This is a genomic window from Providencia sp. PROV268, from assembly GCF_028477805.1.
In the GTDB taxonomy this organism is placed as follows: Bacteria; Pseudomonadota; Gammaproteobacteria; order Enterobacterales; family Enterobacteriaceae; genus Providencia; species Providencia stuartii.
This window is the reverse complement of record NZ_JAMPLW010000016.1, coordinates 85,506-96,994: the sequence shown is the minus strand read 5'-3', so window position 1 is coordinate 96,994 and position 11,489 is coordinate 85,506. Positions and strand designations below refer to the sequence as shown.

The 11,489-nt window shown below is 44.8% G+C and carries 9 protein-coding genes; 8 read left to right on the top strand and 1 reads right to left on the bottom strand.

Annotation, left to right across the window (positions count from 1 at the left end; genetic code table 11):
• Positions 1-120: 120 nt before the first annotated feature.
• The 6 genes from gmk (at position 121) to PR699_RS13105 (ending at position 6,646) form a co-directional block, all read left to right on the top strand.
• On the top strand, positions 121-744 hold the full coding sequence (gene gmk / locus PR699_RS13130) for a guanylate kinase (RefSeq protein ID WP_004923701.1): 624 nt from the start codon (positions 121-123) through the stop codon (positions 742-744).
• A gap of 57 nt (positions 745-801) precedes the next feature.
• The gene (gene rpoZ / locus PR699_RS13125) at positions 802-1,077 is read left to right on the top strand and encodes a DNA-directed RNA polymerase subunit omega (protein ID WP_004262665.1); all 276 of its coding nucleotides are present in this window, start codon (positions 802-804) and stop codon (positions 1,075-1,077) included.
• Between the two features lie 19 nt (positions 1,078-1,096).
• A complete protein-coding gene (gene spoT / locus PR699_RS13120) occupies positions 1,097-3,214 on the top strand; it encodes a bifunctional GTP diphosphokinase/guanosine-3',5'-bis pyrophosphate 3'-pyrophosphohydrolase (protein ID WP_272577846.1) in 2,118 nt (705 codons plus the stop codon).
• Between the two features lie 2 nt (positions 3,215-3,216).
• Positions 3,217-3,930, top strand: coding sequence for a tRNA (guanosine(18)-2'-O)-methyltransferase TrmH (gene trmH / locus PR699_RS13115; RefSeq protein WP_014656994.1), 714 nt, complete (start codon positions 3,217-3,219; stop codon positions 3,928-3,930).
• A gap of 10 nt (positions 3,931-3,940) precedes the next feature.
• Positions 3,941-6,022, top strand: coding sequence for an ATP-dependent DNA helicase RecG (gene recG / locus PR699_RS13110; RefSeq protein ID WP_272572908.1), 2,082 nt, complete (start codon positions 3,941-3,943; stop codon positions 6,020-6,022).
• A 75-nt stretch (positions 6,023-6,097) separates the two neighbouring features.
• Positions 6,098-6,646: an NADPH-dependent FMN reductase gene (locus PR699_RS13105; protein WP_014656997.1), complete on the top strand. Its 549-nt coding sequence runs from the start codon at positions 6,098-6,100 to the stop codon at positions 6,644-6,646.
• 88 nt (positions 6,647-6,734) lie between these two features.
• Here the strand turns inward: PR699_RS13105 and gltS are convergent, their stop codons facing one another.
• Positions 6,735-7,949: a sodium/glutamate symporter gene (gene gltS, locus PR699_RS13100; protein ID WP_004923688.1), complete on the bottom strand. Its 1,215-nt coding sequence runs from the start codon at positions 7,947-7,949 to the stop codon at positions 6,735-6,737.
• A 235-nt stretch (positions 7,950-8,184) separates the two neighbouring features.
• Here gltS and PR699_RS13095 point away from each other — a divergent pair, with 235 nt between their 5' ends.
• Together PR699_RS13095 and PR699_RS13090 are read left to right on the top strand one after the other, a co-directional pair.
• Positions 8,185-9,567: a uracil-xanthine permease family protein gene (locus PR699_RS13095; RefSeq protein ID WP_004923685.1), complete on the top strand. Its 1,383-nt coding sequence runs from the start codon at positions 8,185-8,187 to the stop codon at positions 9,565-9,567.
• Positions 9,568-9,681: 114 nt separating this feature from the next.
• On the top strand, positions 9,682-11,451 hold the full coding sequence (locus tag PR699_RS13090) for a hypothetical protein (RefSeq protein ID WP_014656998.1): 1,770 nt from the start codon (positions 9,682-9,684) through the stop codon (positions 11,449-11,451).
• The last annotated feature ends 38 nt before the right edge of the window (positions 11,452-11,489 follow it).

Sequence of the window (11,489 nt, the reverse complement as noted above, 5' to 3'; positions counted from 1 at the left end):
GAGAAACAGGCATGCTTCATGCTTGATTGATAACGCTGCATGTTGGTGTAAGTCCGTGTATACTATGTGGGGTTTATCATTATCATTTATGTTTAACCCTCGATTATTCAAGAAACCATCATGATACAAGGCACATTATATATTGTTTCTGCGCCAAGCGGTGCAGGTAAGTCCAGCCTGATCCAGGCGTTGTTGAAAACACAACCGTTGTATGACACTCAAGTTTCAGTCTCTCATACAACAAGAGCTGCACGCCCCGGTGAAGTTCATGGTGAGCACTATTTCTTTGTATCCGAAACTGAATTTTTGGCAATGGTCGAAAATAATGAGTTCTTAGAGCATGCCTGTGTCTTTGGCAACTACTATGGTACTTCACGGCCGATCATTGAAGAAGTCCTCAAAAGTGGGGTTGATGTTTTTCTCGATATTGACTGGCAAGGTGCGCAACAGATTCGTGCCGCCATGCCAGAAGCACGTAGTATCTTTATACTACCGCCATCAAAAGATGAGCTTTATCGCCGTTTGCGAGGTCGTGGCCAAGACAGCGATGAGGTCATTGAGAAACGCATGTCACAAGCTGTTGGCGAAATTGAACATTACAATGAGTACGACTATCTCATTGTAAATGATGATTTCAATACCGCATTGAGCGATTTGCAATCGATTATTCGCAGCGAACGCTTAAGATTGGAGCGCCAAGTCCAGCGACATGATGCTTTAATCAGCAAATTACTGGCAGACTGAGCATAGTTTCAGTATCATATCAGGTCATTTTTTTATTTCTTTTGGAGTAGCACATTTATGGCACGCGTAACGGTTCAAGACGCTGTAGAAAAAATTGGTAACCGCTTTGACCTTGTACTGGTCGCGGCTCGTCGAGCTCGTCAGTTGCAAACTGGCGGTAAAGATCCTTTAGTTCCTGAAGAAAACGATAAATATACAGTTATCGCACTACGTGAAGTAGAAGAAGGTTTAATTAACGGTCACATACTGGATGTACGTGAACGTCAAGAACAGCAGGAGCAAGAAGCGGCTGAAATGCAAGCAGTTTCTGCTATCGCTGAAGGTCGTCGCTAATTACTAAGGTGGGTCTGCCTTGTATCTGTTTGAGAGCCTAAATCAAGTAATTCAGAAGTATCTTCCCGAAGAACAGATTGAATTACTGAAAAAAGCCTATGTTGTCGCACGGGATGCCCATGAAGGACAAACCCGTTCAAGTGGTGAGCCTTATATTACTCATCCCGTTGCTGTGGCCTGTATTCTTGCCCAAATGCGTTTGGATCATGAAACATTAATGGCAGCGCTACTTCATGATGTCATTGAAGATACTCCAGCGACATTTCAGGATATAGAAGAGCTATTTGGCACCATAGTTGCGGGGCTTGTTGAAGGTGTGTCTAAATTAGATAAACTCAACTTCCGCGACAAAAAAGAAGCTCAAGCAGAAAACTTCCGCAAAATGATCATGGCGATGGTTAAAGACATTCGCGTCATTTTGATAAAACTGGCAGACCGCACTCATAACATGCGCACGCTTGGGTCGCTTAGGCCTGATAAGCGTCGGCGCATTGCAAGAGAAACGCTGGAAATCTACAGCCCTCTTGCGCACCGGTTAGGTATTCACCATATCAAAACTGAGCTAGAAGAGCTGGGCTTTGAGGCGTTATATCCAAACCGTTATCGCGTTATTAAAGAAGTGGTCAAAGCCGCCCGTGGCAACCGTAAAGAGATGATCCAAAAAATCCTCTCTGAAATTGATGGTCGCCTTACTGAAGCGGGTATTCCCTGCCTAGTCAGTGGCCGAGAAAAACATCTTTACTCTATTTATCGTAAAATGCACCTTAAAGAGCAGCGTTTCCATTCCATTATGGATATTTATGCGTTTAGGGTGATCGTAAAAGATGTTGATACCTGCTACCGCGTCCTCGGGCAGATGCATAACCTCTACAAACCGCGCCCCGGTCGTATTAAAGACTATATTGCCATCCCCAAAGCCAATGGTTACCAATCACTGCACACGTCATTAATCGGCCCACATGGTGTTCCCGTTGAAGTGCAAATTCGCACTGAAGACATGGATCAAATGGCTGAAATGGGGGTTGCAGCCCATTGGGCATATAAAGAGCAAGGCGAACAAGGCACTACCGCTCAAGTTCGTGCTCAACGCTGGATGCAAAGTTTACTTGAACTACAACAAAGTGCGGGAAGCTCTTTTGAATTTATCGAGAGTATTAAGTCTGACCTCTTTCCTGATGAAATTTATGTGTTCACACCGGAAGGCCGTATTGTTGAGTTACCGACAGGCGCAACCCCGGTCGATTTCGCCTATGCCGTCCACACGGATATCGGTCATGCTTGCGTAGGTGCTAGGGTTGATCGCCAACCTTACCCACTTTCTCAGGCACTCACCAGTGGTCAAACGGTTGAAATTATCACTGCCCCTGGTGCAAGACCGAATGCAGCTTGGCTCAATTTTGTTGTCAGCTCAAAAGCGCGCGCGAAAATCCGCCAATTATTAAAGAATCTTAAACGAGAAGATTCCATCAATTTGGGCCGTCGCCTATTGAATCATGCGCTCGGGGCGGGCTGTAAACTCAACGATGTGCCACAAGCGAATATCGATCTTGAATTAGCACGCATGAAGCTCAATTCAATTGATGATTTACTTGCTGAAATTGGTTTGGGTAATGCGATGAGCGTTGTTGTGGCGCGTAATTTACAAAGTAATCCACAGACTGCACCTGAAGATGAGCCTGTCGTGACGACACGCAATAAGCTCTCCATAAAAGGGGCTGATGGCGTTCTTATTACCTTTGCGAAATGTTGTCGCCCTATCCCAGGCGACCCCATTGTGGCTCATATCAGCCCCGGTAAAGGGCTTGTTATTCACCACGAGTCTTGCCGTAACATCCGTGGCTATCAAAAAGAGCCTGACAAATTTATGGCTGTAGAGTGGGATAATGATACCGATACCGATTTTATTGCTGAAATCAAAGTCGATATGATTAACCATCAAGGGGCCCTTGCCAATTTAACAGCTGCCATTAATGATGCTAACTCAAGCATTCAGAGCATGAATACCGAAGAAAAAGATGGCCGAGTCTATTGTGCCTTTATCCGCCTAACGACGAAAAATCGCGTTCAATTAGCCAACGTGATGCGTAAGATCCGGATCATGCCTGATGTGTTACGTGTTAGCCGGAACCGTAATTAACGATGAATGAACGCCGCTATCGCCGCATTTGCCAAATGATGGCGATGCGGCAACCCGATCTCACCATATGCCTTGAAGAAGTTCACAAACCCCACAACGTTTCAGCGATCGTACGTAGTGCAGATGCCGTTGGTATCCATACCATTCATGCTATTTGGCCTGACCAACAAGTCAAACTCTCTGTATCTTCTGCTGCGGGCAGTAACAGTTGGGTCAATGTAATTTCACACCCATCAACAGAGGCTGCTATTAGCCAATTAAAATCACAAAACATGCAAGTGCTTGTCACCCACTTGTCTGAACAAGCCATCGATTTTCGTGAAATTGATTATACTCAGCCGACCTGTATTATGGTGGGACAAGAGAAAAAAGGGATATCAGCAAAGGCGCTTGAGCTTGCTGATAAGCACATTATCATTCCAATGGTAGGGATGGTACAGTCTCTGAATGTTTCTGTGGCTTCCGCCTTGATCCTCTATGAAGCACAACGCCAACGGCAGCTTGCGGGAATGTATTCTCGAGAAACCAGCCTTCTTTCTGAGCAAGAGCAGCAGCAGTGGCTATTTGAAGGTGGCTATCCCGTCCTTGCAGAGGTTGCCAAACGTAAAGGCCTACCTCGCCCCTATATTAATGCACAAGGGCAAATAGAGGCTGAAGAGTCTTGGTGGGCACAGATGCAGTTAACCGAAAAAATGAAAAAACGACAGTTAGGTTAAGGAAGAAATAATGAACAGTGGGCTGCTTGATACCATTTCACTGACGACTCTACACGGCGTAGGGGCTAGCCAATCGGAAAAATTAAGCAAGATAGGCCTAAATACCGTTCAAGATTTATTGCTGCATCTTCCACTTCGTTATGAAGATCATACTCGCCTTTACCAAATCCGCGATCTTTTACCGGGCACAACCGCGACTATCGTTGGTGAAGTGCTCCAAACAAAAGTGGTATTTGGTCGTAAGCGAATGATGACCTGCTTAATTACCGATGGTACAGGGAATTTAACATTACGTTTTTTCAATTTTTCTGCTTCCATGAAAAATAGCTTAGCAGAAGGCCGCCATGTTATTGCATATGGTGAAGTCCGTCGTGGCAATACTGGGCCTGAAATTATTCATCCTGAATATAAAGTCTCCCAAGATACCTCAAATATCTCACTGCAAGAAAACCTAACGCCCGTTTACCCTACAACCGAAGGGGTAAGACAAGCAACATTGAGAAAGTTAATTGAACAGGCTTTGAAGCTGTTAGAAGGGGGGCAAATCAAAGAGTTGCTACCGGAAGAGCTTAGTCGTGGCTTAATCAGCCTCCCAGACGCGATCCGCCTTTTGCATACTCCCCCCCCTGATGTGGCATTAAGTGAGCTTGAGAAAGGGCAGCACCCGGCTCAAAAACGTTTGATATTAGAAGAATTGCTCGCACACCATTTAAGCATGTTAGCCATTCGAGCCGGTCACCAACGCCTCTATGCTCAACCAATGGTGATCACAGGTCAATTAAAGAGCCAATTTTTGGCAAGCCTACCGTTTACCCCAACCCATGCACAAACACGGGTTGTCGGCGAGATAGAGCAAGATCTGATTAAAGATGCACCGATGATGCGCTTAATTCAAGGTGATGTTGGCTCAGGAAAAACTCTGGTCGCGGCTCTCGCTGCATTATCTGCCATTGAAAATGGCAAACAAGTGGCTTTAATGGCTCCCACCGAGATTTTGGCTGAGCAACATGCCAATAACTTCAAATTATGGTTTGAGCCTTTAGGCATCAATGTGGGCTGGCTTGCAGGGAAACAAAAAGGTAAAGCGCGCGAGCAGCAACAAGAGGCTATCGCCAAGGGTGAAGTGAGTATGGTTGTTGGTACACATGCCCTGTTCCAAGAGCATGTGACGTTTAAAGCTCTTGGACTGGTCATTATTGACGAGCAGCACCGATTCGGTGTTCACCAGCGCCTCGCTCTACGTGAAAAAGGTGAACAACAAGGTTTTCATCCTCACCAACTTATCATGACCGCAACGCCTATCCCTCGCACACTGGCGATGACCGCTTATGCCGATATGGATACCTCTATCATTGATGAGCTGCCTCCTGGACGAACTCCGGTAACGACAGTCGCCATTCCAGATACACGGCGTAAAGATATTATTGAACGTGTCAGGCAAGCTTGTATTGATGAAGGGCGCCAAGCCTATTGGGTATGTACTTTGATTGATGACTCCGATGTATTAGAAGCACAAGCGGCACAAGCGACGAGTGATGAATTAGCATTAGCGCTACCTGAATTGAAAGTGGGATTAGTACATGGACGCATGAAACCGGCTGAAAAGCAAAGCATTATGGCGGCATTTAAAAATAATGAGATTCAGCTACTGGTTGCAACTACCGTTATCGAAGTGGGTGTTGATGTTCCAAATGCGAGCTTAATGATCATTGATAACCCTGAACGGCTTGGCCTAGCCCAATTGCACCAATTAAGAGGACGTGTTGGTCGCGGCGCAGTCGCCTCCCACTGTGTGCTTCTCTATAAAACACCGTTGACCCATACGGCAAAACAGCGGTTACAAGTACTGCGTGATAGCAATGATGGTTTTGTTATTGCTCAAAAAGATCTGGAAATTAGAGGCCCCGGGGAGTTATTAGGTACTCGGCAAACGGGGAATGTCGATTTTAAAGTCGCCGATTTGTTACGTGACCAATATATGCTGCCTGAAGTACAACGTATCGCGCGCCATATTCAGCAGAACTATCCTGAAAATGCCAAATTAATTATTGAAAGATGGCTACCTGAACGCGAGCAATACAGCCAAGCTTAATTCAATCATAACTCGATAAATACCTTAATATTTATTGTAAAAATTAAAAGTCATAGCAACAAGGGATAGTGGAACATGAAGATACAAATCTTAATTGGTAGTGTTCGACAAACACGAATAGGACCTCAGATAGCACGCTGGGTTAAGGATGTCGCCGAGAAAAAATACCCTACTGAAATCCTTGATCTCAGAGATTGGCATTTACCAATGGATGATGAGCCCTATCTCCCCGCCGAAGGAATATATACCCAAGAGCATACCATTGCTTGGAGCAAAAAAATCGCTGAAGCCGATGCTTATATTTTTGTTTTCCCACAATATAACTGGGGCTATCCCGCTGCACTAAAAAATGCGATAGACCATTTGTATAAAGAGTGGAACAACAAACCTGCCTTAATGGTCAGTTATGCCAATCGAGGTGGAGGAAAAGCTGCGGAGCAGTTGCAACAAGTTTTGCAAGGCATTCATATGCGTACTACAGAATCTCATTTAGAAATTAAACTCTCTGAAGTTAATTTCTCACCTTCCAACAGTGATGCCTCTTACCCTGAAACACTTTGCCACTATGAAAATGCGCTAATTTCAGCGCTAAATCAGCTGAGCCGGTTACACGCATCACGCTAATTGCATCATTTTGTACCCTATAAACGAAAATTGCCGTGAATAAATTCACGGCAATACCTGCTATTTACCTTTATATATTTTTTATCTGTTATCCAGCCACTGATGGGAATACGGGTAACATTAGATATAGTTTGATCACAATCGCGTTAACGATATCAATAAAGAATGCGCCAACCATTGGAACAACTAAGAATGCAAGGTGTGATGGACCAAATTTGTCCGTGACTGCTTGCATGTTCGCGATTGCTGTTGGCGTTGCACCTAGGCCGAAACCACAGTGCCCTGCCGCCAATATCGCCGCATCATAGTTTTTACCCATCACGCGGAAGGTAACGAAAATAGCATAACCCGCCATCACACAGGCTTGGACTGCCAAAATAATCAGCATAGGAATCGCTAAAGATGCCAGTTCCCACAACTTCAGGCTCATCAGAGCCATCGCAAGGAATAGGGAAAGGCTAACGTTACCAACAACAGAAACCGCGCGGTCAAACACGCGATAAAAGCCCGCTAAAGATAGGCTATTACTTAAGATAACCCCAACAAATAACACACAAACGAATTTAGGAAGTGCAAAGGCAGTATCTGCCAGTAAGCCAGCAATAAAACTCCCCGCCATCAAACAAATCGCAATTAATGCAATAGTTTCAATCAACACCATAGAGGTGATCATTCGGCCTGATTGCGGCTTCTCAAATGCTGTTGGTACATCTTTATCATCTTCAGCAGTGCCTGGCGTTGGAATATTACGGATTAAGAAACGTGCAACTGGCCCACCAATGAGCCCGCCAAGCACAAGACCGAATGTTGCACATGCCATAGCAACTTCAGTCGCACTCTGGAAACCATAGCTATCTGTAAAGATTTTACCCCAAGCAGCCCCTGTACCATGACCACCAGATAAAGTGATAGAGCCAGCAAGCAGCCCCATTAGCGGGTCAAGGCCAAGTAATTCGGCTAAGGCAATACCAACCGTATTTTGTACTAATAGTAAACCTACAACGACAAAAATGAAAATAAACAGTGCTCTACCACCAGCTTTCAAGCTGGCTAAGTTTGCGTTTAAACCAATCGTGGCAAAGAATGCCAACATCATAGGTTCTTGTAATGAAAGGTCGAAAGACAAGCTCCAATCAAATACTTGCTTGATCACCAATAAGCTAAAAGCGACCAGCAACCCGCCTGCAACAGGCTCCGGGATAGTATATTTTTCGAGGAAAGGAACTGATTTTACAAGCTTACGTCCGAGCAATAGCACAAGGGTAGCAGCCACAAGCGTACCGTAGACATCGAGATGATACATTTATGTACCTCGTCTGTTGTTAATATTATTTAAAACTAGTAAGACGTTAATTTCTTCCTTAAAACGCCAAAAGCAGGTTCCTGAATTAGAAAAAAAATCGGAGATAAACACAAGTTAAAACATATAAAAATGTGACATTCCTTATCTAACTATAAAGAAATATTTTTCGCGCAAACGATTGCTTTTTTACGTGGTCGCTTTACAATGCGTTTTTTGTTGGCAGAGAAATACCAAAATGACCACCGAAGCATCTCAAAGACAGGCCGTTGAAGTCGAGCCAAAAAGTGAACTCATTTACCGTTTAGAAGATAGGCCACCACTCCCTCAGGCGTTGTTTGCTGCGGGTCAGCACCTTCTCGCCATGTTTGTGGCCGTCATTACCCCCGCAATGCTTATTTGCCAGTCATTAGGGCTACCCGCCCATGATACACAGCGCATTATCAGTATGTCACTGTTTGCTTCGGGTATTGCTTCCTTAATTCAGATCCGTGCTTGGGGGCCTGTTGGCTCCGGGCTATTATCTATCCAAGGCACCAGTTTTAACTTTGTTGCACCTTTAATTATGGGGGGTGTTGCACTCAAACAAGGTGGCGCTGATATCCCCTCAATGATGGCGGCACTGTTTGGCACACTGTTGGTCGCAGCACTCACTGAAGTTGTTTTATCGCGTTTTCTGCATTTAGCTCGTCGAGTGATTACCCCATTAGTATCTGGCGTGGTAGTCATGATCATTGGGCTGTCACTGATCCAAGTCGGTCTGACTTCTATTGGTGGCGGGCACAGCGCAATAACTGATAATACCTTTGGCTCCCCCGATTATTTGCTACTGGCAGGTATTGTGTTGGCTGTCATTATTTTACTCAATCGCCAAAAAAACCCTTACTTACGCGTCGCCTCTTTGGTGATAGCTATGGCAATCGGCTATCTTGCGGCTTGGTGGATGGATATGCTTCCCACAACTCAAGACACCGATAGCACACAATCCGTGATCACCATACCTGAACCTTTCTATTATGGATTATCCTTTGATTGGAACTTGCTGATCCCACTCATGCTCATTTTTATGGTGACCTCTTTAGAGACAATTGGCGATATCACCGCGACCTCCGATGTCTCCGAGCAACCTGTGCGCGGCCCCATTTATATGAAGCGAATTAAAGGCGGAGTGTTAGCAAATGGTTTGAACTCCATGGTATCTGCTGTATTTAACACCTTCCCTAACTCCTGCTTTGGCCAAAATAATGGCGTGATCCAGCTTACTGGCGTGGCAAGCCGCTACGTGGGTTATATCGTTGCTTTAATGTTGATCCTATTAGGGGTATTTCCTGCTGTCGCCGGCTTTGTTCAACAAATTCCTGAGCCTGTTTTAGGCGGTGCCACCATTGTGATGTTCGGTACGATTGCAGCTTCTGGTGTGCGTATTGTTTCCCGTGAACCCCTCAACCGCCGTGCAATTATGATTATCGCCTTATCGCTTGCGGTCGGTATGGGGGTTTCACAACAGCCACTTATTTTACAATTTGCCCCTGATTGGCTGAAAACACTCTTTTCATCCGGCATTGCCGCAGGGGGTTTAACCGCAATTGTTCTGAATTTAATTTTCCCTCACGAAAAGTAACCTGTCATTTACCGCCAGAGTTGAATACACTGGCGGTTATTCTGTATTCTATCTTGATAATTTATCCATCAGCGCATTTACCCATCAGTCCAATTATGGAGGGGCAGATAAACCATGAGGTGGTTAACCAAGCTCATCATAGCGCTTCTGCTACTGTTCTTACTCGCCGTGATATTCACCTATGCAGGGTTGCAAACACGCTGGGGTGCATCCTACGCTAGCCATTTTTTAAGTAAATTCACCGATTTTGATATTGATGTTGGTATCATGGGGCATGAGTTTTCGAATGCGGGTGAATTTGTTTTCCAAGACGTAAAAATCGCTTCGCGTAATCAAGACATGACACTGGATGCGAAACAAATTGTTGTCGATGTTAATTGGCGGAATCTGTTTAGCGGTACCGCAATTCGTCGCTTCGTGATCACGCAAGGTAATTTAGCGGCGACGACCTCAGAAACGTCAACGCCAATTCCATTGAGTGCAAATATCCTCCAGTTTGAAAATAGCAATATCCAGCTAAACCAAGCAGAAAATCGCCTTCAAGTTTCTGGGTTCACAGGTGGCATCACACCATGGCAGCCAACCACAAACCATCCGTTTGGTTATGGTGATTTCCGCTTCACCACTAAACAGTTAGATATTAATGAATTGCCCTTAAAAAATGTTGCAATCACAGGGAAGCTTCAAGAGAATCTCACTGAATTTACCGATGCCAGCGGCTATCTTAATAATGGCTACATCACAGGCTCAGGAAAAGCATTAGCAGACGGTTCTATCACCATTAATTCTTTAGCGATGGATAAAGTTGGCTGGCAAAATAGCATTCCCTTTGACTCATTGCGTGAAGCAATCGAGAGCCAACGCACTATCTCATTAAAAAATGTTGCGCTAACTAATGTTGATCTCCAAGGTAAAGACTGGGCAATCTCAGGACTTAATACTGAAATTGACCATATCAACTGGGTAAGGGGAAGTTGGAGCAGTCCTGAGAGCCATATTAACTTTACTGTTAATCAATTGGTTATCAAGGATCAACAGGTCGATACACTGATTGGTGATCTCAATATTCAGGGCGATAACCTCAACATTGAAAAGCTTTCAGGTTATTACTATAAAGGGGTATTTAGCCTTAATGGTGTGTGGCAACGTAACGACCAAACCCTTACCCTCAATGACGCAAAACTAGCCGGTATTTTATACACTCTGCCTGAAAATTGGCTGCAATTTTTCAGTCAACCTTCTCCTAATTGGCTATCAGGGCTGACTATCAAACAGTTTACCCTATCTCAATCATTGCTTATGAATATCGACTCTCGTTTCCCATTCGAATTGACTGCGCTCAGTGGCAACGTAGAAAATGTGAGTCTTATTAAGCAAAAACAGTGGGGAATTTGGAGTGGTAAAGCCTCATTCAATGCAGATAGCGGAACGGTTAATCAAGTTATGATACGCCGGCCTTATATGGATTTACGCCAAAGTGGGCAAGCCTCTGCTGCGGCTTCATTAACTGCCAGCACTGATAAAGGAGTTGTGAAGGTAGGTCTATTGGTGAAGCAGTCACCTAAAAAAGTGCCATTTTTACTGCGAGCTTCAGGTACGAATGTCGACCTTTCCGTCCTAAATCAATGGGGCTGGCAAGGCTTTCCACCTCAAGTCATTGGCGATTTTGATACATCACTACAAGGGGATTTATTAGCGCCATCCTTAGCAAAAAGCGTAAATGGTGAATTAGTCGCTACTCCACTGCAAGGGAAGCAAATGTATCGGACTGTGGTGAACGGTGTTGTTACCTCTTCTGTTGAGAGTGATGCGCCCCCTACCGAGTCACAACCTGTGGGCTCTCTACCAACGAACGATCAGCTCCCAGCGCTACTTACGCAATAATAGAAAGGCAGGCCAATCATCTCATTGGCCTGCCTCTC

What these genes read in the sequence shown, in the direction of transcription:
- gmk (WP_004923701.1), top strand. Translation starts at nt 121, where the DNA reads ATGATACAAGGCACATTATATATTGTTTCTGCGCCAAGCGGTGCAGGT.
- rpoZ (WP_004262665.1), top strand. Translation starts at nt 802, where the DNA reads ATGGCACGCGTAACGGTTCAAGACGCTGTAGAAAAAATTGGTAACCGC.
- trmH (WP_014656994.1), top strand. Translation starts at nt 3,217, where the DNA reads ATGAATGAACGCCGCTATCGCCGCATTTGCCAAATGATGGCGATGCGG.
- recG (WP_272572908.1), top strand. Translation starts at nt 3,941, where the DNA reads ATGAACAGTGGGCTGCTTGATACCATTTCACTGACGACTCTACACGGC.
- PR699_RS13105 (WP_014656997.1), top strand. Translation starts at nt 6,098, where the DNA reads ATGAAGATACAAATCTTAATTGGTAGTGTTCGACAAACACGAATAGGA.
- gltS (WP_004923688.1), bottom strand. Translation starts at nt 7,949, where the DNA reads ATGTATCATCTCGATGTCTACGGTACGCTTGTGGCTGCTACCCTTGTG.
- PR699_RS13095 (WP_004923685.1), top strand. Translation starts at nt 8,185, where the DNA reads ATGACCACCGAAGCATCTCAAAGACAGGCCGTTGAAGTCGAGCCAAAA.
- PR699_RS13090 (WP_014656998.1), top strand. Translation starts at nt 9,682, where the DNA reads ATGAGGTGGTTAACCAAGCTCATCATAGCGCTTCTGCTACTGTTCTTA.